A 25,856-nucleotide genomic window follows, 5' to 3' on the forward strand; every position below is an offset into this window, starting at 1 on the left:
GAAGATAGGTGCAACGCCCCACACTTCAAAGGAGCACACGTCATGGCTATCGCCGAAGTCTTCACCCCCCGCACGTCTCCCGTCGCACCGACGCGTACGTTCGGCGCGGCTCCGACGTATGACACCCCCGCCATGGCGGAGCTGGCCGCGTGGGTCGAGGAGATCCGCGCTCTCACCCAGCCCGACGCCGTGCACTGGGTCGACGGCTCGCGCGCCGAGAACGACTGGCTGCTGCGCGGACTCGTCGATGAGGGCAAGCTCATCAAGCTCAACCCCGAATGGCGTCCCGGTTCGTACCTCGCACGCTCGCACCCCAGCGACGTGGCCCGCACCGAGGGGCGCACGTTCATCGCCTCCGAGCGCGAGGAGGACGCCGGCCCCACGAACAACTGGGCGGCACCTGCCGAGATGCACGCCAAGATGGACGAGATCTTCGAGGGCTCGATGCGCGGCCGCACGATGTACGTCGTGCCGTTCTCGATGGGCCGGGTCGGCGGTCCGCTCTCGCACATCGGCGTGCAGATCACCGACAGCGCCTACGCGGTCGCCTCGATCGGCATCATGACCCGTGTCGGCGATGCCGTCACACGGCAGATCGCCGAGGGCGCGCCGTGGGTCAAGACCGTGCACACGGTCGGTGCCCCGCTCGCCCCGGGGGAGCAGGACGTCGAGTGGCCCTGCAACGACGACAAGTACATCGTGCACTTCCCCGAGACGCTCGAGGTCTACTCGTACGGTTCGGGCTACGGCGGCAACGCGATCCTCGCCAAGAAGTGCTTCGCGCTGCGCATCGCCTCGGTGATCGCCCGCGATGAGGGCTGGCTCGCCGAGCACATGCTGCTCATCCGCGTGATCGACCCGCAGGGCAAGGCGTACCACGTGGCCGCGGCGTTCCCCTCTGCCTGCGGCAAGACGAACCTCGCGATGCTGCGTCCGACCATCCCCGGATGGCGGGTGGAGACCCTCGGCGACGACATCGCCTGGATCCGTCCCGGCGAAGACGGCCGCATGTGGGCGATCAACCCGGAGGCGGGCTTCTTCGGCGTCGCACCCGGAACCGGCGAATCGACCAACGTCACGGCGGTCGAGACGCTGTGGGGCAACACCATCTTCACGAATGTCGCTCTCCGTCCGGACGGCGACGTGTGGTGGGAGGGTCTGACCGATGAGGCGCCCGCGAACCTGATCGACTGGGAGGGCAACGACTGGACTCCCGAGTCGGGACGGCCGGCAGCGCACCCCAACTCCCGCTTCACGGTGTCGGCGGCGCAGTGCCCGCAGATCTCCGAGGACTGGGAAGAGGCCGTTCCGCTCGACGTCATCCTGTTCGGTGGACGCCGCGCCAGCAACGTCCCGCTCGTGGTCGAGGCCACCGACTGGACGCACGGCGTCTTCCTGGGCTCGAACATCTCGTCAGAGCGCACGGCTGCCGCCGAGGGCACGGTCGGGGAGCTGCGCCGCGACCCGTTCGCGATGCTGCCGTTCTGCGGCTACAACATGGCCGACTACTTCGGGCACTGGCTCAAGGTCGGGCGCGGTCTGCGCTTCGACAGGGCGCCGCGCATCTTCCAGGTGAACTGGTTCCGACGTGGCGACGACGGCCGGTTCCTGTGGCCGGGCTTCGGCGACAACTCGCGTGTGGTCGACTGGATCATCCGCCGCATCGCGGGTGACGTTCCTGCGGTCGACAGCCCGATCGGTCGCCTGCCGCGCGTGGAGGACCTGAACCTCGACGGGCTCGACATTCCCGCTGCCGACCTCGACGAGTTGTTCTCGGTCGATGCCGAGGCATGGAAGACCGAGGCCGACCTGACCGAGGAGTTCTACGACACCTTCGGCGACAAGGTCCCCGCAGCGCTGCGCGCCGAGCTGGCGTCGCTGCGCTACCGCCTCGACAAGGCGTAGTTCCCCCAGACCGGTGCCGGTTCGGGGGAGCCGGCACCCTCGGGGCTTCGTGCCCCGCAAACCCGCGAAGGCGGGACATCAGAGACGAACCCATGGCTGAGTGGTCTCCGACGTCCCGCCTTCGTGTTGTCGTGCGTCAGGTGAGCAGCTGGTGTCGCGCGAGGTCGCGGTACAGCGGCGTCGACTCCACGAGCTCGGCGTGCGTGCCCTGGCCGACGACGACGCCGTCCTGCAGCACCACGATGAGATCGCTGTCGACGACCGTCGAGAGGCGGTGCGCGATCACGATGAGCGTGCGGTCGGTCGACACGGCATCGATGGCTTCCCGCATGCGCTGCTCGTTCACTCCGTCGAGCGATGACGTCGACTCGTCGAGCAGCAGGATCGGGGCGTCCGTGAGCAGGGCGCGCGCGATCGCGAGACGCTGACGCTCACCGCCCGACAGCATCACGCCGTCTTCGCCGACGGGGGCATCGATGCCGAGCGGATCGCGCTCGAGCACGTCGCCGAGGTTCACGGCGCGCAGCACCCGTTCGCAGTCGGTGTCCGTCGCTTCGGGAGAGGCGAGCCGCAGGTTCTCGGCGAGCGTGCCGGCCAGCGTCGGCGCATCCTGCTCGACGTAACCGAAGTGGGCGCGCAGCTCGTCGCGCGGGTAGGTGCGCGCGTCGTGGCCGTGCAGGCGGATCGAGCCGCCGGTCGGGTCGTAGAAGCGCTCGATCAGCGAGAGGATCGTGCTCTTCCCCGCGCCGCTGGGGCCCACCAGGGCGACGCGGGAGCCCTGCGGCACGGCGAACGACACGCCGCGGAGCACCTCGTGGTCCTGCACGGCGGGGGCGGCGTCCTCCGCGGATTCCAGGTGCGCATCGGCGAGCAGCGTGCGTGCCTCCTTGGCCGCGGCCTGACGGGCGGCGACGACGTTCGCAGGGTAGTGGAAGCGCACGTCGCGGAACTCGATGGCCGGTGCGTCCGCCGCAGCGGTCTCGCGCGGCAGCGAGGCCGCGATCTTCTCGTCGTCCTGCGACTCGGTGGGCAGGTCGAGAACCTCCTGGATGCGGCCGAGCGCACCGAGAGCCTGGTTGACCGAGGTGATCGCGCCGAACGTCGTGGCCAGCGGCATCACGAGCAGGAACAGGAACATGATGAACGAGATCAGCGAGGCGATCGTGATCGCTCCCGCGGCCACCCGGAATCCGCCCACCCCGAGCACCACGAGCAGCGACAGCTGCAGGGCGATGCCGGAGACGGGAACGACCATCGAGGAGATCTTGGCGATGCGCACGCCGATGCCGTAGGCGTCGGAGGCGAGGCCCGACACGGCGGTGGTCTCCCGTTCGGTGGCTCCCGAGGCGCGGATGGTGCGGATCGAGCCGACCGCGCGCTCCACGCCGGAAGCCAGCTCGCCGACCTTCTCCTGCTGCGCGGTCGACGCGGTGCGGATGCGTCCGCTCAGCAGCACGACGACGGCGACCGAGATGCCGATCACCACGACGATGAGCAGCAGCAGGATCGGGTCGATCACGAGCATCGCGATGAGCGCGCCGAGGAAGAGCACGGCGCTGCCGACAGCATCGGCGAGGCCCTGGGTGAGCACGGCGTAGAGCAGCGTCGTGTCGGTGCCGACGCGGGAGACGAGGTCGCCGGTGCGGCGGGCATCGAACTCCGAGGTCGGCAGGTGCAGGATGCGGTCGATCAGCTTGCGGCGGCTCGAGTACACGACCGCGGTGCCGGTGCGCTGGAGCAGGTAGTGCTGGAAGCCGGAGATGACCGACGACACGATCACGAAGCCGACGAGCAGCCACACCAGGATCCCGATACCGGTGTCGGACTGCACGGCCTCGATGACCTGGCCCACGAGCAACGGCTGCACGAGCGAGGTCGCGGCGCCGATGACGCTGAGCACCGCGACCACGATGAGGGTGCGCTTGTGTTCAAAGAGGAAGGGGAGGAGCTGGCGGAAGGTGGCGCGGGGGCCTTCAGGCTGTGCGCCACGTCCGCGGCGGCGTGCTGTCGCCGAACCGGACATGCGGGACCTCTATCTGGAGATGGTACTTCGACGGTACTTCGTTCGCGGTCGAATCCTATGGAGCGGCTGTATGCGGCACATCGCGGGCTCAGGACCGGCCGAATCGCCGATGAGCCGCCTGCTTGCTCACGCCGAGGGCGCTGGCTATCGCCTGCCAGGAGTACCCGAGGTTCCGCGCGCGACGCACGTTCGCCTCCTCGGCACGGGCCACCTCCTTGCGCACCTCGGCGAGCCGGTGCAGCGCGGCCAGGGGCTCGCTGCCGTCGTCCTGTGCGATCGCGGTCGGCATTGTCATGATGGACCTCCTGCGTCAATCATCGTTGACGTGTCCGCGAGTGTCAATACATGTTGACGTGGCAGTCTGGGGGGATGCCGACGAAGAAGTGGATCCTGTTCGACATCGGGGGAGTGCTGGAGGTCGTCGACGACGATGCCTGGCAGCAGCAGTGGTGGGAGCGCTGGCGTGCGGTGGTCGGTCTCGAACCCTCCGTCTTCGAGGCGCGCATCGCAGAGGCCGATCTTCCGCCGATCGATGTCACCGTCGGCACAGAACCCTCTTTCTGGGCGGCGGTGGGCACGGCACTCGGTCTCGACGAGGTCCAGCGCGGCGCGATGCGCGAGGACTTCTGGGATGCCTACTGCGGCACCGGCAACCACGACCTGATCGCGTACGCGCGCACGCTCTCGGCGCGGGCGGGAACAGCGATCCTCTCCAACTCCGCCGATGGCGCGCGCGAGGAGGAGGAGCGCCGCTTCGGCTTCTCCGAGGTGTTCGACCCGATCTGCTGCAGCCACGAGCAGGGCGTGAACAAGCCGGATCCCGAGGCCTACCGACGAGCACTCCAGCGCATGGGCGCCGACCCGGGCGACGTGCTGTTCATCGACGACCATCAGGTATCGGTCGACGGTGCCGAGGCGGTGGGGATCCGCGCCGTGCGACACCTCGACAACGCGACCACCATCGCCGCGATCGAGGAGTTCCTGCGGCCGTGACGTGAATCGTCACGGCCGCAGGATCACAGCTCGACGGCCGCCGCGACGCCGAGGTCGTCGTCGTAGTCGTGGTCCTTGGTCTCGGGGGAGAGGATCAGCGCGATGAACGTGAGCACACCCATCGCGGACAGGTACAGACCCACCAGCCACGGAGCGCCGCCGGCCACCTCCCACAGCTTCAGCGCGATGAGCGGGGCCACCGCGGCGCCGAGGATCGACGAGACGTTGTAGGCGATCGCCGACCCCGTGTAGCGCACGTTGGTCGGGAACAGCTCGGGAAGCAGAGCGCCCATCGGGCCGAACGTCGCGCCCATCAGCATGAACCCGAACACGAGGAACGCCTGGGTGAGCGCACCCGTGAACTTCGGGTCGACCGCGGGCAGGAGGAAGGCGTCGAACGTGAGACCGAACACGATGATGGTCCCGGTGACCCACAGCAGCAGCTTCCGTCGGCCGACCGCATCGGCGATCGGACCGGAGAGCAGCGTGAAGATGCCGAAGAACACCACGCCGATGATCTGCATCAGCACGAAGTCGGTGTAGCCGAAGCCGAGACCGGGATAGAACTGGGCCGCGAACTTGATCGGGTCGAACGGGGCGCCGGTCGCCTCGGCGGCGGCCTTCGCGGCGGCGGTGGCGGTCTCGAGCGAGGCGGCCTTGGTTCCGTAGGCGAGGGTGAAGTTCGTCATCAGGTAGAACAGCACGTACGTCGCCAGCATGATGAACGTGCCGAGGATGAGCTGCTTCCAGTGGTGACGGAACACGGTCGCGAGCGGGAGCTTGCGGATCACGCCCTTCGTCTCCGCCTTCTTGAAGGTGTCGGACTCGACGAGCTTGAGCCGCACCCACAGGCCGATGATGACCATCACTGCGGAGAACAGGAACGGGATGCGCCAGCCCCAGGAGAGAAACGCCTCGGACTTCAGGACCGGGTTCTCGGCGTGCGGCAGCAGCCAGTTGATCGCGAGGAAGAGGAAGTTGGCGATGATGAAGCCCAGCGGCGCGCCCAGCTGCGGGAAGGTGCCGTACCAGGCGCGCTTGCCCTTCGGCGCATTCTCGGTGGCGACCAGTGCCGCGCCCGACCACTCGCCGCCGAGCGCGAAGCCCTGAGCGAGTCGCAGGATCAGCAGCAGCAGGGCGGCCCACCACCCGATGTCCTGGTAGGTCGGCAACAGGCCGATCACGAAGGTCGCGATGCCCATCGTCAGCAGTGATGCCACGAGCGTGGCCTTACGCCCGAACTTGTCGCCGAAGTGGCCGAAGACCACCGCGCCGATCGGACGCGCGACCATCGCCGCACCGAACACCGCGAACGAGGAGAGGAGCGAGGTGGTGTCGTCGCCGGTGGGGAAGAACAGCACCGGGAACACGAGCACGGCCGCCGTCGCGTACGCGTAGAAGTCGTAGAACTCGATCGTGGTGCCGACCAGGCTCGCGGTGATGACGCGCGAGCGAGGATTCGCGGGCGCAGTGGCAGTACTCATGAAGCTCCTCCGATCGAGTCCCCGGTATACCGGGGGACCCGGGCGAGTTTACGCCTTCCTGAGTGTTTGCTGTGCGCGTGTTTCGCGTGTCATCTCGCAGCGAGACCCAACCCCGGGTCTCCCACGGATCGGCGACGGCAGCCCGTCTGCACGATGATGCGGGTCGGGATCGAGGGGACGATGGCGGACGCGACACCGGTGCCGCTGACGTGAGCGGTCCGCCCGCCTCCCGCGCGGGGACTATTCCTCCGTGTCGCCGAGCGCGGGGGCTCCGACGAAGACGGCGCGCGGCTGCAGCACGTCTTCGAGCTCCAGCACGACGAGGTGATTGGCGCCCGCTCGGGTGACGGGTGCGGGCACGGCGAGCGTGCGCTGCGGGCCGTTGCGCCAATATCGACCGAGGAAGAATCCGTTCACGAACGCGTAGCCCTTGCTCCACGATGCGGTGTCGACGAAGAGATCCGCAGGGGCATCCAGGGAGAACTCGGCCGTCCACGCGGTGGGACCGACCTCCCGGCCGCGCTCGCGGCCGCCGTCCGCATCGATCTCCGCGGCGATCTCCGCGACATCCAGGGTCGTCGCTCGCCAGCCCGTCACGGGCGCACCGTCGAGGGTGATCTCGCCGATCAGCCCCTTCTCCTCGCCCAGGCGACGGTCGTAGTTCACGCGCCCCTGATCCTCGACGAGGATGCGGAGGCTACGGCCATCCGGGATCCGGATCGCGCGGTCGTGCCGAGTGCGGGCGAGTGTGCCGACGGGGTGACCGTCGACGCTCACCCAAGCCAGGTCGCGCACGTCGTCGACGACGAGGAGCCCTCCCGCTCCCGCCGGCAGCTCGGTGTCGTAACGTACGAGGGCGCTCAGATGTCCGAGCTCGTCGAAGGTCTGCGGCAGGGCGGTGGTCGGCGCGGCCGCTGCGACATCGGTCCACGGTCCCGCCGCTCGAAGCGGAACCTCGAACGCGGGGGAGGCCTCGGCCGCCGCGGGCACCTCGTCGGGCACCGGCGCGTAGCGGGCGATCACCTCGCGGAAGGCGAAGAACTTCTCTGTCGGGTTCCCCGTCTCATCGAGCGGGGCGTCGTAGTCGTAGGAGGTCACCAGGGGCAGGTAGCGCCCCTTGTCGTTCGCGCCGTTGGTCAGCCCGAAGTTGGTGCCGCCGTGGAACATGTAGATGTTGACCGAGGCGCCGGCCGCCAGCAGCTCGTCGAGGTCGGCGGCGGCCGCGGCGACATCGGTCGTGTGATGCACGCCGCCCCACCAGTCGAACCATCCGTCCCAGAACTCCGCGCACATCAGCGGACCCGTGGGCTGGTGGCGGCGCAGGGTGGCGAGCCGTTCGGTGCTCCGGGAGCCGAAGGATCCGGTCCTGTGCAGCCCGGGGAGGCTTCCGTCGCTCAGCATCCGATCGACGGGCTGATCGACGGTCGTCAGCGGAACGGTGATCCCGGCATCGCGAGTCGTGGTCACCAGTGACTCGAGATAGGCGCGGTCGGCGCCGTAGGCGCCGTACTCGTTCTCGATCTGCACCAGGATCACCGGCCCACCGTGGTCGATCTGCCGCGGTGCGACGATGTCGTACACGCGGCGCAGGTAGGCGGTCACCTCGGCGAGGAAGGCCGGAGCGGAGGAGCGCAGTCCTTCGACGCTGCCCGTGAGCCACACCGGCAGTCCGCCGTTGTGCCACTCGGCGCAGATGTAGGGGCCGGGCCGCACGATCGCGTCGAGGCCCTCGGCGTGAACCAGGTCGAGGAAGCGCCCCAGATCGTTCCATCCACTCGCGTCCCACTCTCCGCGCCGAGGTTCGTGCGCGTTCCAGGCGACGTAGGTCTCGATCGTGTTCAGTCCCATCAGTCGGGCTTTGCGGATGCGGTCGCGCCACTGGTCGGGGTGCACGCGGAAGTAGTGGATGGCGCCGGAGATCACCTGGTGCGGCTGTCCGTCGCGGAGGAAGTCGGTGTCGCCGAGGGAGAAGGAGGTCACGTATCGTGGTGCTTTCGATGAGGCGGGCGGAGCCGGCCCGGCGGGGACCGGGCCGGCTCAGCCGCGGGGTCACTTGTTGACGCTGAAGCCCTGGGAGTTGCCGTACTCGACCAGCGCGTCCTGCCAGGCGGTGAGGCCCTCGTTCAGGTCGGTGCCGTTCTGGTACGACTGGCCGACGGTGTCGCCGAAGATGCTGTTCCCGTACACCTGGTAGGGCAGGTAGCTCCAGCCCTCGACCACGTCATCGGCCGCGGCCGCGAGGACCTCGTTGATCTTCTGGCCGCCGAAGTACTCCGGCGCCTCGGCGAGGAACTCCGTGCTGGACAGCTCCGCGGTCGTCGACGGGAATCCGCCGGACTCGAGGGCGATCGAGATGCTCTCCTCGGAGTTGTTCAGCCACCACAGGAAGCCCGCCGCCAGCTCCGGGTTCTTGCTCTGCTTCGTGACGGCCTGCCCGCCCCCGCCGTTCTCCGCGCTCGCCGGGGAACCGTCGTACGTCGGCATCGGCGCGACGCGCCAGTCTCCGGCGCCGTCAGGGGCACCGGAGATGAGGTTCGCGGGCATCCACGCGCCGATCACGAGGCTCGCCAGGCTGCCGTCGCCGAGGGCGCGGAACCATTCGTCGCTCCAGCTGCCGTACGGGGCCAGCAGGTCCTCCTCGACGAGGCGGTTCCAGTTCTCGGTCCACTTCTTCGAGCCGGTGTCCTGCAGGTCGATCGTGACGTCGGTGCCGGAGGTCTCGAACGGCTTTCCCCCGGCCTGCCAGATCATCGAGGTCGCGAAGCCCGCATCTCCCGTGTCGTTGGTGATGTACGCGTCGGGGTTCGCCGCGTGGATCGCCTTGGCGGCCTCGTAGTACTCGTCCCAGGTGGTGGGGACGGCGACACCGGCCGCATCGAACACGGTCTTGTTGTAGAACAGGGCCATGGGGCCGGAATCCTGCGGCAGACCGTAGATCGCGTCGCCGTCGGTGACGGAGTTCCAGGTGGAGGCGGTGTAGTCGTCCTCGAAGTCGGCGAACCCGTACTGCGACAAGTCGGTGAAGGCGTCCGTCAGCGCGAACTGCGGGAACGCGTAGTACTCGATCTGCACGACGTCCGGAGCGCCGGAGCCCGCCTTGATGGCGTTCTGCAGCTTGGTGTACTCCTCGTTGTTGGTGCCGGCGTTCACCAGCTTGACCTTGACGTTCGGGTACTCCTTCTGGAAGGCCTCGACCTGGGCCTCGGCCGACGGTGTCCACGACCAGTACGTGATCTCACCGCCCTTCTCGAGCGCCGCCTCGACGGAGTCGAACGAGCCGGAACCCGTGTTGCCGGAGCCGGCGTCGCCGCCGGTGCTGCATCCGGCCAGCGCCAGCGCTGCCACGGTTCCTGCGGCGAGCACCGCGAGGGTGCGCCGCGTCGGGGAGGGAAGGTGCTTCATTGCTGTGTCCTTTCGGGAGGTGCGATCCAGCGTCGGATCGCAGAGGTGATGCAGGGGGTACGGGGAGCTACTGCTTGACGCTTCCCGCGGTGAGACCTGACTGCCAGAAGCGCTGCAGCAGCAGGAAGGCGATGACGATCGGCACGATCGTGAGCAGCGAGCCCATGATCACGAGGTTGTAGATGGGCTGGGACCCCGCGCCGATGGCCTGGGCGCTCCACTGGTTCAAGCCGACCGTGAGCGGATACCAGGCGGGGTCCGAGAGCATGATCAGGGGCAGGAAGTAGTTGTTCCAGGTGGCGACCACCGTGAACAGCGCGACCGTCACGATGCCGGGCGCGAGCAGCCGCATCGAGATCGTGAAGAACGTGCGGAACTCTCCTGCGCCGTCGATGCGGGCCGCCTCGAGCAGCTCGGTCGGCACCGACTCCGACGCGAACACCCAGATCAGGTACAGACCGAAGGGACTGATGAGGGACGGGATGATCACCGCCCACGGCGTGTTCGTCAGTCCGAGCTCGCTGAACAGCAGGAAGGTCGGGACCGCGAGGGCGGTGCCGGGCACCGCCACGGCGCCCAGGACCACGGCGAACACCGCACGGCGTCCGGGGAAGCGGAACTTCGCGAGTCCGTAGCCGGCCATGGTGGCGAGCAGCGTCGCGCCCCCGGCGCCGACCACGACGTACAGGAGGGTGTTCCCGAGCCAGCGCAGGAAGATGCCGTCGCGATACGAGAACGTGGCGACCAGGTTGTCGAAGAATGCGAAGTCGTCGGCGAACCAGAGTCCGAACGAGCTGAAGAGTCCCGCCTGCGTCTTGGTCGAACTGAACAGCAGCCACACCAGGGGCACGAGCGTATACAGCGCGTAGAGGATCATGACGATCAGCAGGGTGTTCGACGTGCGCGGCTTCAGCGGATCGTGGCGCCGGTGCGCGGGGCGGGCGAGGGGGAGTGCCATGTCAGCGCACCTCCGACTTCGAGCCGCGCAGCTGCACGACGTAGGCGATGACCGCGGTGATGACGCCCATGATGATGGCGATCGTCGCGGCGTAGTTGAACTGCTGCCCCGCGAACGACAGGTTGTACGCGTACATGTTCGGCGTGAAGAACGTCGTGATCACGTTCGGGGCCAGGGGGCGCAGGATGTTGGGCTCGTTGAAGAGCTGGAAGCTGCCGATGATCGAGAAGATCGTCGCGATCACGAGCGCTCCTCGCACGGACGGGATCTTGATCGAGAAGATCGTGCGCCACGCCCCGGCGCCGTCGAGGGAGGCCGCCTCGTACATGTCGGTCGGGATGGTCTTGAGCGACGAGTAGAAGATCAGCATGTTGTAGCCGACGAACTCCCAGGTGACGATGTTGCCGATCGAGACCAGCATCCACTCCTTGGCGAACGGCGTGATCGCATCGACGCCGAGGATGTCGTTGATGTTGCTCGTGAGGCCGAACTGGTCGCCGTAGATGTAGCCCCACATCAGCACCGCCACCACGGCCGGCACCGCGTAGGGCAGGAAGATCAGGATGCGGAAGAACGACGCTCCGCGCAGGCGGGCGCTGTCGAGGGCGAGGGCGGCGCCGAGGGCCAGGATCAGCATGATCGGCACCTGCACGACGAGGAAGACCAGTACGCGGCCGAACGCCTCCCAGAACTGCGGGTCGCTCAGGGCGCGGACGTAGTTGTCGAGCCCCACGAACGCGGTGCCGCCGATGAGCTTCTCCTGGAAGAAGCTCAGGTACAGCGCATAGGCGAGCGGCGTCAGGAACACCAGGGCGAACACGACCATGAACGGGCCGACGAAGGCCCATCCCCTCCAGTCGCGCTTGTCGCGGCGCCGGATGCCGGGGGCACCCGGGGCTGCGGGGATTTCAGTCGTCATCGACGAGTCCTTCTTACGTTTCGGGCGCACCGTGCGCCGTGTGTCAACGTCAACATATTGGACCGACTGGTAGTGTGTCAACGTCAACATATGAGGGGATGGGTGATCGTGACCCCGGAGCATCCGACAGAGACGTCGACGCGTCGACGTGAGCCCTCGATGGAAGACGTGGCCCGCGAGGCCGGCGTCTCCGGCCAGACCGTGTCGCGCGTCGTCAATGCCAGGGGCTACGTCGGCGCCGCCACGCGCGAGCGCGTCGAGGCTGCCATGCACAGTCTGGGGTACCGGCCGAACAGCGCCGCCCGCGCACTCCGGTCAGGGCGATTCCGCACGATCGGCGTCGTGATGTTCTCGTTCAGCTCTTACGGGAACCAGCGCACGCTCGATGCGATCGCCGTGCGCGCCGCCCAGCTCGGCTACGCGCTCACCCTCATCCCCGTCGAGTCGAGCGCGGGCGAGACCGTGGCCGGTGCGTTCCGTCGGCTGGAGGAGCACGCGGTCGACGGCATCATCATCGTGATCGAGGCGCATCAGCTCGACGAGGCCGACATCGAGATCCCCGAGGCGCTTCCCGTCGTATTCGTCGACTCGAACCGCACGGCGACGCATCCGTTCGTCGACACCGATCAGGCGCAGGGCGCTCGGCTCGCGACCGAGCACCTGCTCGAACTCGGTCACGACACCGTGTGGCACGTCACCGGCCCCGCGCGCTCCTACTCCGCCGAGCGCCGCCGTGAAGCGTGGCGGGAGACGCTCGAGACGCACGGGCGTACGGTCCCGGAGCCGCTGGCGGGGGACTGGACCGCGTCGTCCGGCTACGCAGCCGGTCTCGAACTGCGTGCGATCGACGGTGTCACCGCGGTGTTCGTGGCGAACGACCAGATGGCGATCGGCGTGCTGCGTGCGTTCCGAGAGATCGGGCTCGACGTGCCGCGAGACGTGAGCATCGTCGGGTTCGACGGACTGCCCGATGCGGCACAGCTCTGGCCGCCGCTGACGACCGTGCAGCAGCACCCGGAGCGCGTGGGCGCGCTCGCGGTGGACGCGCTGCTCGCCGAGCTCGACGGTGTCGAGCGTCAGCAGACCCCGCTCGTCGGTACCGAACTCATCGTGCGGGCGAGCACGGCGGCGCCGCGGACGCGCTGACGGCTCAGCGCCAGATCGCGGCGATCGCGGCGTTGACGGCGGTGAGGATGCCGACCAGCCAGAACACCGCCGGCGGGATGGCCGCACCGCGGCGCTGACGACCCAGGCCGATTCCGAGCAGGGCGCCGATGATGAGCAGGATCACGAGCTTGACGCCGATCTTGACGTAGTTGAGCTCGTAGGAGATGCCCCACGGCGCCGCGAGCGCGAGGCCCGCGACCGCGGCGATCGCCATGCCGATGTTCATCAGACGCGTGAACTCACGCTTTCCGCCGAACGCCTGCGCGGCCCAGGAGCCGAAGAGCACGGCGAATCCGATGAGGTGGACGAACAGCACGATATGACGGAGAGTCTCCATGCCCTCACCGTACGAGTGAGGCGAGGTCCAGCGCTAGCAAGGGCAGGCTGACCTCAGCCGCGCAGCTCCCGTGTCACGAGGGCTGTGCGCAGGGCGGCGTCCGCTGCTTCGGCGCCCTTGTCCTCCTTGGAGCCCTCCAGGCCCGCACGGTCGAGACCCTGCTGCTCGTCGTCGAGGGTGAGCACGCCGAAGCCGACGGGCTTGCCGGCGTCGAGGGCGACGCGGGTGAGGCCATCGGTGGTCGCTGCCGACACGTACTCGAAGTGCGGTGTGCCCCCGCGGATGATCACGCCGAGTGCGACGACGGCATCCGCCCCGCCGGCGAAGGCCGCCTGGGCGGCGATCGCGAGTTCGAACGAGCCGGGCACGCGCACCAGTCGGTGCGTGGCCCGGGCCGCGTCCAGCACGCGCTCCGCACCGGCGATCAAGCCGTTCGAGATCGTCTCGTGCCAGGTTCCGGCCACGATGACGACGTTCAGACCGCGTCCGTCGATGGTGCCGATCTCGGGTGCTCCTGCGCCGCTCATTTGTCGTCCTCTCCGTGGGCGAGCGCCTCTGCGAGTTCCGCTTCGCCGATGATGTGACCCATCCGGTCACGCTTGGTCTCCAGGTACTGATGGTTGTTGGGTCCCACACCGACGATCAGCGGCACCTGCTCGACGACGTCGAGGCCGAGCTCGCGCAGCTGCGCGACCTTGTCGGTGTTGTTCGTCAGCAGGCGCACCTTCGACACGCCCAGGTCGGAGAGGATGCCGGCCGCCGCTGCGTAGTCGCGGGCATCGGCCGGCAGCCCCAGCGCGAGGTTGGCGTCGACCGTGTCGAGCCCCTCCTCCTGCAGGCTGTAGGCGCGCAGCTTGTTGATGAGGCCGATCCCTCGACCCTCGTGGCCGCGCATGTAGATGACGATCCCGCCTTCCTTCTCGATCGCGTCGAGGGCGGAGTCGAGCTGCGGGCCGCACTCGCATTTGAGCGAGCCGAACGCCTCGCCGGTCAGGCACTCCGAGTGCACCCGCACGAGCGCGGTCTCGCCGAGTTCGCCCGAGACGACGGCGATGTGATCGGTGCCGGTGATGCGGTCCTTGTAGGCGAGGAAGCGGAAGGTGCCGTGCGTGGTGGGCACGGTGGCGTCGGCGCGCAGGCTCACGCGACGGCCGCGATGCGCACTCGGGGTGGCGCCCTCGGGATCGATCTCGTTGAGGTGGGCGATCAGCTGCTCGATCGTGATGACCGGCACGCCGTCGCGCGCACCGAGCTCGATCAGGCCGGGAAGGCGCATCATGCTGCCGTCCTCCGCCACGACCTCCGCGATCGCGCCGACGGGGCGGAGACCGGCGAGCTTCATGAGTTCGACCGCGGCCTCGGTGTGGCCACTGCGCTCGCGCACTCCGCCGTCGACCGCCCGCAGCGGCAGCACATGGCCGGGCCGGATGATGCTGGTCGACGTGGACTCCGGGTTCGACAGCACGTTCAGCGTGTGGGCGCGGTCGTGGGCGCTGATGCCGGTCGTGACCCCCTGCGCGGCGTCGACACTCACCGTGTATGCGGTCGAGCGGGCGTCTTCGCTGGCGGCGACCATCGGCGGCAGGTTCAGGTGATCGGCGAGATCGGCGGGCATCGGGGCGCAGATGAAGCCCGAAGACCAGCGCACGGTCCACGCCACCCACTCGGGCGTCGCGAGCTCTGCCGACAGGATGACATCGCCTTCGTTCTCGCGGTTCTCGTCGTCGGCGACGAGGACGGGGCGCCCGGCGCGCAGCGCCTCCAGGGCTTCGGCGATGGTGGAAAGGCTCATCGCGAGCCTCCTTCCGGTGCGGCGCGGAACGCGAGCAGGCGCTCGACGTGCCGGGCGAGGATGTCGGTCTCCAGGTTCACGCGGTCGCCGACGGCGCGGACGCCGAGCGTGGTCGCGGCGAGGGTCTCGGGGATCAGCGAGACCTCGAACCAGGGGGAGGGGTCTGCAGGGGCGCTGACGGCGCTCACGGTCAACGAGGTGCCGTCGACCGAGATCGACCCCTTGTCGACCACGAGCGGGGCGAGGTCGAGGGGCAGGCTGATCCGCAGCACGCTCCACTGCGCGCCGGGGCGCACCTCGAGCACGTCGCCGGTGCCGTCGACGTGGCCCTGCACGATGTGACCGCCGAGACGGGCGCCGACCGGCATCGCCTTCTCGATGTTCACGCGGGTTCCGACCGTCGCCGACCCGATCGCGGCGACGTCGAGAGTCTGCTTCATCACGTCGGTGTCGAAGGTGTCGGCGGTCGAACCCACCACGGTGAGGCACACACCCGAGACAGCGATGGACTCGCCGTGCACGGCGTTCGCTGCGGCCCGGGGCGCGCGGACGGTCAGGCGCCAGCCGTCACCCGCGGGGGCGATCGCGGTGATCTCGCCCATCTCCTCGATGATTCCGGTGAACATCAGGCGGCTCCTTCGTTCTGCGGGTCTTCCGCGGGATCGGTGGCGTGCGCGGGGTGCGCGATCGCGAGCAGGTCATCTCCGAGGGGAAGCCACTCGTCGACGGTCAGGCGTCGGGCCTCGTCGATGGAGCCGACACCGATGTCGGTCAGGGCGAGTCGGCTGCCGCCGAGCAGCACCGGGGCGATGTAGGCGAGCACGCGATCGGCGAGCCCGGCCTCGATGAAGGCGCTGGCGAGCGTCGGGCCGCCCTCCACGAACAGGCTCTGCACGCCGCGGGTGTGCAGGTCGGCCACCACCGCACGCAGATCGCGGGTGTCGAAGAACAGCGGGGTGTGGGGATGCCGGTGCACAGCGGCGTCGGACGGGGTGGGCCGGGAGCCGATGACGACCGGGATCGGCTGGTGCGGCAGCAGGGCGTCGCCGTCGCGAGCCGTCAGAGCGGGGTCGTCGGCCAGCACCGTTCCGGTACCGACCGCGATCGCGTCGGCCTCCGCACGTCGGCGGTGCACGTCGGCGCGTGCGGTCGGCCCCGTGATCCACTGGCTCGATCCGTCGGCGGCGGCCGCGCGGCCGTCCAGGCTCTGCGCCCACTTGACAGTGACATGGGGGCGACCGAGTCGCTGGGCGGTCAGCCATCCGGCGATGAGCGCGTGTGCAGCGTCCGCCTGCTCACCCGACTCGACGTCGACGCCTGCGGACCGCAGGCGTTCCGCCCCGCCGCCTGAGGCGACGCCGGGATCGTCGAGCGCGTACACCACGCGTGCGACGCCCGCGTCGATGAGAGCGACGGCGCAGGGGCCCGTGCGGCCGGTGTGGTTGCAGGGTTCGAGGGTCACGACGGCCGTCGCTCCTCGCGCCTCGCCGGGGGCGAGCTTCGAGAGCGCGTCGACCTCTGCGTGGGGGGTGCCGGCGCCGTGGTGCCAGCCCTCGGCGATGACCCTGCCGTCGGGGGAGAGGAGGACCGCGCCGACCTGCGGGTTCGCCCCGCGCGGTCCACGGGCGGCGAGGTGGAGCGCGCGATCCATCGCGTGGCGCTCTGCCGCGTTCACTGCCATCCGTCGTCCTCCTCTGAGGCTCCGGGTTCAGACAGGGGTGGCGGAACGGACGCACGGATGCGTCTCGTGCTGCCTCCCTTCCGGACTAGCGAGGTCGCCCTCGCATCACCGTCGGTCCCGGAATTCCACCGGATCGGCATCCCGATCTCTCGAGACGCTCGCGGACTGTCACCGCCGGTTCGGATTCCCACCGACCCCGGAGCACGTTGTTGTTCTGAGTGTACTCAACGCGTTCGGGCGCATTTCATTCCGCGACAGATCATTCCGCGACAGACGACTTCACCGTGCGGCGCGTCCGCCGTCACTTCAGCAGTCGGGAGAGGCGGCGGTCGGCGAGTACCTTGCCACCGGTCTGGCAGGTGGGGCAGTACTCGAGCGAGCGGTCGGCGAAGAACACGCTGCGGACCCTGTCTCCGCACACCGGGCAGGCCTCTCCTCGACGCGCGTGCACCTGCATGCCGCGGCGCTTGGCATCCTTCAGGTCCGCCGGCGGTTTGCCGGAGGCTTGGGCGACCGCCTCTGTCAGCGTCTCGCGCATGGCTCCGAACAGGCGGTCGATCTCGGCGTCGTCGAGCTTTCCGGCGATCGCATACGGTGACATGCGCGCGGCATGCAGGATCTCGTCCGAGTACGCGTTGCCGATGCCCGCGATCACCGCCTGATCACGCAGCAGCCCCTTGATCTGCATACGCCGATCCTCGAGCAGGGCGGCGAACGCCTCGCGCGTGAACGCGGGGTCGAGGGGGTCGGGGCCGAGCCGGGCGATGCCGGGCACCTCCTGCGGATCGCGCACCACGTACACGGCGAGCGACTTCTTCGTCCCCGCTTCCGTGAGGTCGAAACCGCTGCCGTCGTCGAGGGCGATGCGCAGGGCGATGGGGGACTTGCCCGGTTTGATGAGCGTGGTCGGGAGCGTCTCGTACCAGCGCAGCCACCCGGCCTTCGCGAGGTGGAACACCAGGTGCAGCTCGTCGCCGCAGGAGAGCACGACGAACTTGCCCAGACGCGCGGATGCGGTGATCGTGGGTCCCTGGAGGGCGTTGATCGGAGGATCGTAGGTCTTCAACGCGGCGATCGCCGAGACGGTCGCGCGCGTGATGGTGCGCCCGACGGCGCGTTCGGCGAGAAAGGTGGTCAGGCCCTGGACTTCCGGCATCTCCGGCATGGGTTCATCCTGTCATCGGGCGCCGACGCTGTCACCCGGTGGGCGCACCCCTCAGAGGATCGGCCAGTCGACCGGCGTGCGGTCGTCCCCGGGGAGGAGGCCGGCCGTCCAGCCGTCGTCGCGCCCGCGCGGGCTCGTCAGCGCCTGCCGCTGCAGGCCCTCGTAGCGGAAGCCGAGGGCCCGGGCGGCGCGGGCCGAGGGGATGTTCCCCGCGACGGCCTGCCAGCGGATGCGGACGAGCCGGAGTCCGACGAAACCCCAATCGATCACGGCCGCTGCTGCTTCGGTGAGATATCCGCGGCCCCGTGCGCCGGCCGTCACCCAGTAGCCCAGCTCGGCGGTCGCGCCCGTGAAGTGATCGGTCATGTTGTGAAGACCGATCATGCCCACGAGCTCGCCGTCCGCATACATGCCCCAGACGACCTCGGAACCGGCGTCCCACTGCGCGGCTGACAGACGCACGAACTGCGCGGCGTCCTCGCGGGTGTACGGACTCGGCACGGTGGTCCAGCGCGGGATCTCCGGATCCTGGCACGCTTCGGTGATCGCGTCGATGTCCGCCTCCGTCGGGGCGTGCAGGACGAGTCGGGGCGTGGTGAGGGCGACGGATTCCATCCCGACAGCCTAGGCAGGCTGGCGTTCCTCGACGGGCGTGGCGGCCGGAGTGTCCGTGGGCGCGACTAGTCTTGTCCGGTGACTGTTCCGGGGATTCTGCGCGCCTTGGAAGAGGCGTCTCTGTACCGTGACGCCCTCAGCTGGGCGCGCACCGACGCCGACCTCGGCCTGGTCGACGGGCTCGACGCCCCGGCGCTCGCCGGCCTGCTCGAGAAGAGGGCGGCGGCGGGACACCCTGCCGCCCTCCTCGCCGTCGTCCCCACCGGGAGGCGGGCGGAGAGCCTCGCGCTGGCGATGCACGCCTACCTGCCCGACGCCGACATCCTCACGTTCCCCGCCTGGGAGACGCTGCCGCACGAGCGGCTCAGCCCGAGCCCGGACACGGTCGGTCAGCGTCTGCAGACGCTGCGCCGGATCGCGGAGTGGTCGGGCGACCACCCGCTCGTCGTCGTCGCGTCCGTGCGGGCCGCGCTCCAGCCGATCGCCGGCAACCTGGGCGAGATCGCCCCGCTCGAACTCGGCGTCGGCAGCCGGGGGCACGAACTCGACCGCGTGGTCGAGCAGCTGGTCGAACGGGCGTACTCCCGCGTCGACATGGTGTCGCGGCGCGGCGAGTTCGCGGTGCGCGGCGGCATCCTCGACGTCTTCCCTCCCACGTCGGAGCACCCCTATCGCGTCGAGTTCTTCGGCGACGAGATCGACCAGATCCGTGCGTTCTCCGTCGCGGACCAGCGCTCCCTTCCGGGCGATGTCACGGGCGTCGACCTGCCGCCCACCCGCGAGCTGCTGCTCACCGCCGAGGTCCGCGATCGGGCCCGCGCACTCGTCGGCGGCTTCCCCGCGATCTCGGGCATGCTCGAGAAGATGGCCGAGGGCATCCCGGTCGAAGGCATGGAGTCGCTGCTCCCCGCGGTCGCCGGACCCTTGAAGTCGCTGGCCGAGTACCTGCCGGCGGGAAGCGCCACGGCGGTCATCGATCCCGAGCGATCGAGTGCGCGCGCCATCACCCTGGGCGACACCAACCGCGAGTTCCTCGACGCCGCCTGGAGCGCCGCCACCTCCGGCGCCTCCGCGCCCATCGATCTGGGGGCCGGTGACTTCCTGACCATCGCCGAGCTGCGCGAGGTCGTGCGCGACCGGGGCGGGGTGTGGTGGCGGCTCAGCCCGTTCGGCGCCGGGCTCGGTGAGGGCGATGCGGAGGCCACGAACCTCGGCGCCGCCGTCATCCCCTCCTTCCACGGCAACGTCGACGGCGCGATCTCGTTCGTCGAGGCGAAGGTGACCGACGGCTGGCGGGTGGTCGTGATCGCCGCCGGTCACGGTCTGGTCGATCGTGCACGCGACGTGCTCGCCGACCGCGGCCTGGCCGCCCGGGTGGTCGAGACGCTCACCGACGCACCGGAGGGCGGTGTCGCGACCCTCGTCACCGGGTCCGTCGAAGCCGGCTTCCAGGTGGCGGAGGCGAAGCTCGCGGTCCTCACCGACAACGAGTTCTACGGCCGCACGATCGGCGGCGACCAGCGCGTCGTCAAGAAGCTCGCCTCGCGACGCAAGAACGTCGTCGACCCGCTGCAACTCAAGCAGGGCGACTTCGTGGTCCACGCGACCCACGGCATCGGCCGCTTCGTCGAGATGACAAAGCGCGAGGTCTCCACCGGCGGGCGGAACGCGACCAAGTCCACCCGCGACTACCTCGTGCTCGAGTACGCGCCATCCAAGCGCGGGTATCCCGGCGACAAGCTGTTCGTGCCCACCGACCAGCTCGATCTGCTCTCGAAGTACGTCGGCGGCGAGGCCCCGACGCTCTCGAAGATGGGCGGCAGCGACTGGTCGCAGGCCAAGGGCAAGGCGCGCAAGGCCGTGCGCGACATCGCGGTCGAGCTCGTGAAGCTCTACTCCGCGCGCATGAGCGCGAAGGGCCACGCGTTCGGCCCGGACACCCCGTGGCAGCGCGAGTTGGAAGAGGCGTTCCCGTTCGCGGAGACACAGGACCAGCTGCAGACGATCGACGAGATCAAGGCCGACATGGAACGGCCCATCCCGATGGACCGGCTGCTCTCGGGCGACGTCGGCTTCGGCAAGACCGAGGTCGCGGTCCGTGCGGCGTTCAAGGCGATCCAGGACGGCAAGCAGGTCGCGATGCTCGTGCCGACGACGCTGCTGGTGAAGCAGCACCTCGAGACGTTCACCGAGCGCTTCGCCGGCTTCCCCGTCAAGGTGCGGCCCTTGTCGCGCTTCCAGACCGACAAGGAGGCGCGCCTCACTCTGCAAGGCCTGCTCGAGGGTTCGGTCGACATGGTGATCGGCACCCACCGCATCCTCACCGACCAGGTGATGTTCAAGGACCTCGGCCTGATGATCATCGACGAGGAGCAGCGGTTCGGCGTCGAGCACAAGGACGCGCTCAAGAAGATGAAGACCAACGTCGACATCCTCGCCATGAGTGCCACGCCGATTCCGCGCACGCTCGAGATGGCGGTCACCGGCATCCGGGAGATGTCCACGCTGGCGACCCCGCCGGAGGACCGGCACCCGATCCTCTCGTTCGTCGGCCCGCGCAGCGACAAGCAGATGGCGGCGGCGATCCGTCGCGAGATCCTGCGCGAAGGGCAGATCTTCTTCGTGCACAACCGGGTGCAGTCGATCCAGCGCGTCGCGAGCGAGCTCGCCGAACTCGTTCCCGAGGCCCGGATCGCGGTCGCGCACGGACAGATGGGAGAGCACCAGCTCGAGCAGGTCGTCGACGACTTCTGGGAGCGCAAGTTCGACGTGCTCGTCTCGACGACCATCATCGAGACGGGTCTCGACATCGCGAACGCGAACACGATCATCATCGACCGCGCCGACAAGTACGGACTCAGTCAGCTGCACCAGCTGCGTGGCCGCGTCGGACGAGGGCGCGAGCGGGCCTACGCGTACTTCCTGTACGACGAGATGAAGCCGCTGAGCGAGACCGCGGCCGACCGTCTGCAGACCATCGCGGTCAACAACGACCTGGGCTCCGGCATGCAGGTCGCGCTGAAGGACCTCGAACTGCGCGGGGCGGGCAACCTGCTCGGCGCCGAACAGGCCGGACACATCGCGGGCGTCGGATTCGACCTGTACCTGCGCATGATCGGCGAGGCCGTGGCGACGTTCCGCGGGGACGAGGTCGAGACCGGGCAGGAGCTGCGCCTGGAACTGCCCCTGGATGCGCGCATCCCCGAGCACTACATCGACAGCGAGCGGCTGCGGCTCGAGGCCTACCAGAAGCTCTCCGCCGCCTCGGCGGCGACCGCCAAGGATGAGGCGATCGATCTGGTCGTCGAAGAGCTCGTCGACCGCTACGGCACGCCGCCCGAAGAGGTCGAGGGCCTGTTGGCGATCTCGCGTCTGCGCCGTCGCGCTGCCCGGGTCGGGCTGACCGACGTCGTCGTGATGGGCTCGAACCTGCGCATCGCGCCCGCGCGGCTCGAAGACTCGATCAAGGTGCGGCTGCAGCGGCTCTACCCGAAGGCGAAGCTCGTGGCCGGGGGAGAGGCGCTGGTCGTGCCGATGCCCACCGTCCCCGCGGCGGTCGGGGTGGGTCTCGAGCCGCTCCCCGACGCACAGCTGCTCGAGTGGGTCGGGCAGCTGTTCACCGCGATCTTCCCCGAGCCGGCCAAGACCGAGTAGCGCGCGACGGGGGGCCGCGGTACTAGTCTGGCCGCATGTTGTACGAGCACCTCGGGGCTCGGCCCCGCGTCCATGACACCGCCGTCATCGCCCCCACCGCCGTCGTCTCCGGAGATGTGGAGATCGGGCCGGGCTGCCAGGTGCTGCACGGCGCCGTCATCACCGCCGAGGGTGGGGCGATCACGCTCGGCGAGCACGTCATCGTGATGGAGAATGCGCTCATCCGGGCGACGGCGGCGAATGCGGTGCACATCGGGTCGCACACCCTGATCGGCACGCTGTCGAGCATCGCCGGTGCGACGGTGGGAGACGAGACGTTCCTCGCCTCGGGGTCGCGGCTGTTCAACGGCTCGCTGATCGGGCCGCGCTGTGAGGTGCGCGTGAACGCCATCGTGCTCCGTCGCGCCGTGCTGCCGGAGGGCACGGTCGTGCCGATCGGCTGGGTGGCGGTGGGCGACCCCGCACAGCTGTTCTCGCCGGACCGTGAGGAGGAGATCGCGGCGGCACAGCCCGATCTCGACTTCCCGGGGCACGTCTTCGGCGTCGATCGGGACACCCCCGACCTGATGGTGCAGCTGACCGAGCGCTACGGCAGCTCGCTCGCGCGGCATGCCCACGACGTGAGCCTCGACGACGCGCACCGCGGGCAGCACCGCGCATGACGGCGGGCGTGGGCCTGGTCCGTCCCGACGTCGATACGGCCGATGCCGCGCGCATCGCGCTCGAGTGCTGGGGGATCACGGCGACGGCGGAAGAGCTCGGCAGCAACCAGGACCGGAACTTCCTGCTCACGGCAGAAGACGGCACGAGGAGCGTGCTGCGGATCGACAACCCGGTGTTCGGCGACGACGAACGCGACGCCCAGCATGTCGCTCTCGAGGCCTACCGCGCTGCCGGCGTTCGCGTACCGGCAGCGCTCCCCGGCCTCGACGGCGCGATGACCCAGCGCTGGAACGGCTTCGCCGTGCGGCGCAGTGAGTTCGCGCCGGGCGAGCCGATGGTGGGTTCCGGGTATCTCGCACCCGTCGTGCTCGCGGAGTTCGGCGCGCTCGCCGCCGCCTCCGTGCGTGCGCTGGAGCCGCTCCGACACCCCGGGCTGGATCGTCGGCAGATGTGGGACATGCGCGTCGCGTATGAACAGATCGATGCGCTCGCGCCGTCGATCGCCGATGCCGCGCTCCGGGGACGGGTGCTGCGCGCCGCGACCAAAGCGCACGCCGCCGTCGAACCTCTCGCCGACCGGCTCCCCGTGCAGACGATCCACGGCGACCTCACGGACGACAACGTGATGGGCGAGCGGGGCGACGACGCACGGCTGCACCCGCGCACGGTGCTCGACCTCGGCGACCTCGGGCTCGGTTGGCGCGTCGCCGAACTGGCGGTGTGCGCGGCATCGATGCTGCACCACGAGCCGGAGCGGCCGCTGCGGGTGATCGAGACGATCGCGGCATTCCATCGCCAGGTGCCGCTGGGCGATGCGGAGGCGAGGGCCGTCTGGCCGCTCGTGGTGCTGCGCGCTGCCCTGCTGGTGGCGAGCGGGTGGCGTCAGCTCGAGATCGACGGGGACAACGACTACGCGCGCGAGAGGGTGTCGGGCGAGCAGGCGATCTTCGACGCCGCGACGCTGCTGCCGCTCGTCGAGATGACCGAGCACGTGCTCGCCGCGGTCGGGATCGACGCCCCGGGATTCTCCGCCCCCGAACTCGCAGGGGACGACGACGAGGCTCCGCTGCGCGCACTGCTGCCGGATCTCACCGGTCGCGTGGCCGTGATCGATCCGGGTGTCGAGTCCGCCGCCCTCGACAACGGGCGCTGGCTCGAGGAATCGGTCGAGCACGCTCTGGTCGCCGATGCATTCGACCTCGGCGTCGCCGTGGCAGTCATGCCGTACGGGGCGTTCCGCCTGACCCGCGCGACCGTCGACGAGGCGGACCCGGGGCATACCTGGGCGACCGCGACCGAACTGCATCTGCCTCCCGGCCCTCGGGTGCGGGTGGTGGCGCCGACGGAGGCACGGGTGACGCAGCGGGGCGAGATCGCCCGCTTCGCGCTCGACCTCACCGGTCCGGACGACGCCCACGAATGGGTGCTGGAGGTCTCGGGTCTCGATGCGGAAGAGCGGCGCGAGCGCCCCGTCGGTACCGGGGAGACCGTGGCGTGGCTCGCCGCGTCGTTCGAGCCGCGGCGCCTGACCGTCGGAATCCACCGCGACGATGCTCCGGAGCGCCAGGCGGACGGAGCGGCACTGATCGCCCCCGATCGGGTCGCGGCCTGGCGCCGCCTCACCGCAGATCCTGCGCCGCTGCTCGGGCTACCCTCCTTCGCCCAGCGGGATGAATCGGCGGCGGAGCAGGCGCGCCGTGAGCGCATCTTCGCGGCGGCGCAGGAGCGCTACTACGCGCACCCGCCGCAGATCGAGCGCGGCTGGCGGCACCACCTGGTCGACACCACCGCGCGCACCTACATCGACATGGTGAACAACGTCGCCGGTCTCGGCCACGCGCATCCGAAGGTCGCGGATGCGGCGGACCGCCAGCTGCGCACCCTCGCCACGAACTCCCGGTTCCTGTTCCGCGATCTCGCGGAGTACAGCGAGCGGCTGCTCGAACTGATGCCGGAGGGCAGCGACCTCGACACCGTCCTGTTGGTCAACAGCGGCTCGGAGGCGGTCGACCTCTCGATCCGTCTGGCCCAGGCCGCGACCGGACGGCGGACGGTCGTCGCACTGCGCGAGGCGTACCACGGCTGGACCATGGCGAGCGATGCGGTCACCACCAGCGCCTACGACAATCCCTCCGCCCTCGCGACGCGCCCGGACTGGGTGCACGTGGCCGATGTCCCCAATCGCTTCCGCGGCACCTATCGAGGCTCCGACGTGGCGGGCGACTACCTCGCCGATCTCGCTGCCGATCTCGACCGGCTGCAGGACGAGGGACGAGAGGTCGCCGCGTTCCTGTGCGAGTCGATCCTCGGCAACGCGGGAGGCGTGGTGCTCCCCGACGGCTATCTGGCCGGGGCCTACGCACAGATCAGAGCGGCGGGTGGACTGTGCATCGCCGACGAGGTGCAGGTCGGATTCGGGCGGATGGGATCGACCTTCTGGGGATTCGAGCTCGCGGACGTCGTGCCCGACATCGTCACGATCGCGAAGCCGATGGGCAACGGGTATCCGATCGGCGGGGTGATCACGACGAAGCGCATCGCGGACGCGCTGTCGACGCAAGGCCAGTTCTTCTCGTCTGCGGGGGGAAGCACGCTCAGCTGCCGGGTCGGCATCGCGGTGCTGGACGCGATGGCCGAGGACGACCTGCAGCACAACGCCGCAGTGATCGGTGCCCGCCTCGCCGAGGGCCTGCGCGGCCTCGCGGACCGGCATCCGCTCGTCGCCGTCGTCCACGGCGAGGGGTTGTACCTGGGCGTCGAACTCATGCGCGATCGCGAGACCATGGAGCCTGCCGCCGCCGAGGCTGCGGCGATCTGCGAGCGGATGCGCGAACTGGGGGTCATCGTGCTGACGACCTCGGAACGCTCGAACGTGCTGAAGATCAAACCGCCCCTGTGCCTCAGCGCCGAGAGCGCCGACCACGTCGTCGCGATGCTGGATCGCGTGCTCACCGAGGGATGGTGAGGTCGGGCGTCTCCTTCGAATCCCGCCGTCATTCGGAATGTTAAAAGCGCATTTCGAACCGAATTCACCGTAGCGCTGACGATTCCCTCCGGTCCATACTGTTGCTCAGCGTCGGACGACCCGAAGTCCGACC

20 protein-coding genes and 1 riboswitch are annotated in these 25,856 nt (G+C 69.4%); of the genes, 6 read left to right on the forward strand and 14 right to left on the reverse strand.

From position 1 onward, the window contains the following. The first annotated feature begins 42 nt into the window (after positions 1-42). Positions 43-1,905 (forward strand): phosphoenolpyruvate carboxykinase (GTP), encoded by a 1,863-nt coding sequence (locus GZ64_RS0111060; RefSeq protein WP_029266579.1) that lies wholly within the window; start codon positions 43-45, stop codon positions 1,903-1,905. Between the two features lie 136 nt (positions 1,906-2,041). On the opposite strand, the gene GZ64_RS0111065 is transcribed toward GZ64_RS0111060, so the two are convergent. Further along, positions 2,042-3,928, reverse strand: a complete 1,887-nt coding sequence (locus GZ64_RS0111065; RefSeq protein ID WP_029266581.1) for an ABC transporter ATP-binding protein — start codon at positions 3,926-3,928, stop codon at positions 2,042-2,044. Between the two features lie 88 nt (positions 3,929-4,016). Beyond that, positions 4,017-4,223 (reverse strand): hypothetical protein, encoded by a 207-nt coding sequence (locus GZ64_RS0111070; RefSeq protein ID WP_046399014.1) that lies wholly within the window; start codon positions 4,221-4,223, stop codon positions 4,017-4,019. A 74-nt stretch (positions 4,224-4,297) separates the two neighbouring features. Here GZ64_RS0111070 and GZ64_RS0111075 point away from each other — a divergent pair, with 74 nt between their 5' ends. Beyond that, positions 4,298-4,921 carry an HAD family hydrolase gene (locus GZ64_RS0111075; RefSeq protein ID WP_231479876.1) on the forward strand — a complete coding sequence of 208 codons (624 nt, stop codon included), beginning with the start codon at positions 4,298-4,300 and terminating at the stop codon, positions 4,919-4,921. 23 nt (positions 4,922-4,944) lie between these two features. Here the strand turns inward: GZ64_RS0111075 and GZ64_RS0111080 are convergent, their stop codons facing one another. From GZ64_RS0111080 to GZ64_RS0111100, 5 genes are all read right to left on the reverse strand, one after another. After that, positions 4,945-6,405, reverse strand: a complete 1,461-nt coding sequence (locus GZ64_RS0111080; protein ID WP_029266585.1) for an MFS transporter — start codon at positions 6,403-6,405, stop codon at positions 4,945-4,947. A 240-nt stretch (positions 6,406-6,645) separates the two neighbouring features. After that, a complete protein-coding gene (locus tag GZ64_RS0111085) occupies positions 6,646-8,385 on the reverse strand; it encodes a glycoside hydrolase family 35 protein (protein ID WP_029266587.1) in 1,740 nt (579 codons plus the stop codon). A 69-nt stretch (positions 8,386-8,454) separates the two neighbouring features. After that, positions 8,455-9,807 (reverse strand): ABC transporter substrate-binding protein, encoded by a 1,353-nt coding sequence (locus GZ64_RS0111090; protein WP_029266589.1) that lies wholly within the window; start codon positions 9,805-9,807, stop codon positions 8,455-8,457. Between the two features lie 67 nt (positions 9,808-9,874). Beyond that, a complete protein-coding gene (locus GZ64_RS0111095; protein WP_021201039.1) occupies positions 9,875-10,765 on the reverse strand; it encodes a carbohydrate ABC transporter permease in 891 nt (296 codons plus the stop codon). 1 nt (position 10,766) lies between these two features. Next, positions 10,767-11,684, reverse strand: a complete 918-nt coding sequence (locus tag GZ64_RS0111100) for a carbohydrate ABC transporter permease (protein WP_021201040.1) — start codon at positions 11,682-11,684, stop codon at positions 10,767-10,769. A 159-nt stretch (positions 11,685-11,843) separates the two neighbouring features. Between GZ64_RS0111100 and GZ64_RS0111105 the strand changes: the two genes are divergently transcribed. Further along, positions 11,844-12,830 (forward strand): LacI family DNA-binding transcriptional regulator, encoded by a 987-nt coding sequence (locus GZ64_RS0111105; protein WP_029260426.1) that lies wholly within the window; start codon positions 11,844-11,846, stop codon positions 12,828-12,830. Positions 12,831-12,834: 4 nt separating this feature from the next. On the opposite strand, the gene GZ64_RS0111110 is transcribed toward GZ64_RS0111105, so the two are convergent. The 7 genes from GZ64_RS0111110 to GZ64_RS0111140 all read right to left on the reverse strand — a co-directional run bounded on the left by GZ64_RS0111110 (position 12,835) and on the right by GZ64_RS0111140 (position 18,441). After that, positions 12,835-13,188: a hypothetical protein gene (locus GZ64_RS0111110; protein ID WP_029260425.1), complete on the reverse strand. Its 354-nt coding sequence runs from the start codon at positions 13,186-13,188 to the stop codon at positions 12,835-12,837. A 53-nt stretch (positions 13,189-13,241) separates the two neighbouring features. Further along, positions 13,242-13,715 carry a 6,7-dimethyl-8-ribityllumazine synthase gene (gene ribH, locus GZ64_RS0111115; protein ID WP_021201043.1) on the reverse strand — a complete coding sequence of 158 codons (474 nt, stop codon included), beginning with the start codon at positions 13,713-13,715 and terminating at the stop codon, positions 13,242-13,244. Further along, the gene (locus tag GZ64_RS0111120) at positions 13,712-14,980 is read right to left on the reverse strand and encodes a bifunctional 3,4-dihydroxy-2-butanone-4-phosphate synthase/GTP cyclohydrolase II (RefSeq protein ID WP_029260423.1); all 1,269 of its coding nucleotides are present in this window, start codon (positions 14,978-14,980) and stop codon (positions 13,712-13,714) included. Before GZ64_RS0111120 ends, ribH begins: the two co-directional genes overlap by 4 nt. After that, on the reverse strand, positions 14,977-15,606 hold the full coding sequence (locus GZ64_RS0111125) for a riboflavin synthase (protein ID WP_029266593.1): 630 nt from the start codon (positions 15,604-15,606) through the stop codon (positions 14,977-14,979). The genes GZ64_RS0111120 and GZ64_RS0111125 overlap by 4 nt, the downstream gene beginning before the upstream one ends. Beyond that, positions 15,606-16,661, reverse strand: a complete 1,056-nt coding sequence (ribD, locus tag GZ64_RS0111130) for a bifunctional diaminohydroxyphosphoribosylaminopyrimidine deaminase/5-amino-6-(5-phosphoribosylamino)uracil reductase RibD (protein WP_029266594.1) — start codon at positions 16,659-16,661, stop codon at positions 15,606-15,608. The genes GZ64_RS0111125 and ribD overlap by 1 nt, the downstream gene beginning before the upstream one ends. 63 nt (positions 16,662-16,724) lie before the next feature. Further along, positions 16,725-16,869, reverse strand: a riboswitch (FMN riboswitch). 93 nt (positions 16,870-16,962) lie between these two features. After that, entirely contained in the window at positions 16,963-17,826 is an 864-nt protein-coding gene (locus tag GZ64_RS0111135; RefSeq protein ID WP_029266595.1) for an Fpg/Nei family DNA glycosylase, read from the reverse strand. A gap of 51 nt (positions 17,827-17,877) precedes the next feature. Continuing rightward, complete coding sequence (locus tag GZ64_RS0111140) at positions 17,878-18,441, reverse strand: GNAT family N-acetyltransferase (protein WP_029260419.1); 564 nt, start codon at positions 18,439-18,441, stop codon at positions 17,878-17,880. A 78-nt stretch (positions 18,442-18,519) separates the two neighbouring features. Here GZ64_RS0111140 and mfd point away from each other — a divergent pair, with 78 nt between their 5' ends. Genes mfd through GZ64_RS0111155 form a run of 3 tightly spaced genes read left to right on the forward strand, consistent with a single transcriptional unit; the run spans position 18,520 to position 25,723 of the window. After that, entirely contained in the window at positions 18,520-22,095 is a 3,576-nt protein-coding gene (gene mfd, locus GZ64_RS0111145) for a transcription-repair coupling factor (protein WP_029266597.1), read from the forward strand. A 35-nt stretch (positions 22,096-22,130) separates the two neighbouring features. Further along, positions 22,131-22,757 (forward strand): gamma carbonic anhydrase family protein, encoded by a 627-nt coding sequence (locus GZ64_RS0111150; RefSeq protein ID WP_029260417.1) that lies wholly within the window; start codon positions 22,131-22,133, stop codon positions 22,755-22,757. Further along, positions 22,754-25,723, forward strand: coding sequence for an aminotransferase (locus GZ64_RS0111155; protein WP_029266599.1), 2,970 nt, complete (start codon positions 22,754-22,756; stop codon positions 25,721-25,723). Before GZ64_RS0111150 ends, GZ64_RS0111155 begins: the two co-directional genes overlap by 4 nt. Positions 25,724-25,856 lie beyond the last annotated feature (133 nt).

This window comes from Microbacterium sp. Cr-K32 (assembly GCF_000708345.1).
GTDB lineage: Bacteria > Actinomycetota > Actinomycetes > Actinomycetales > Microbacteriaceae > Microbacterium > Microbacterium maritypicum_A.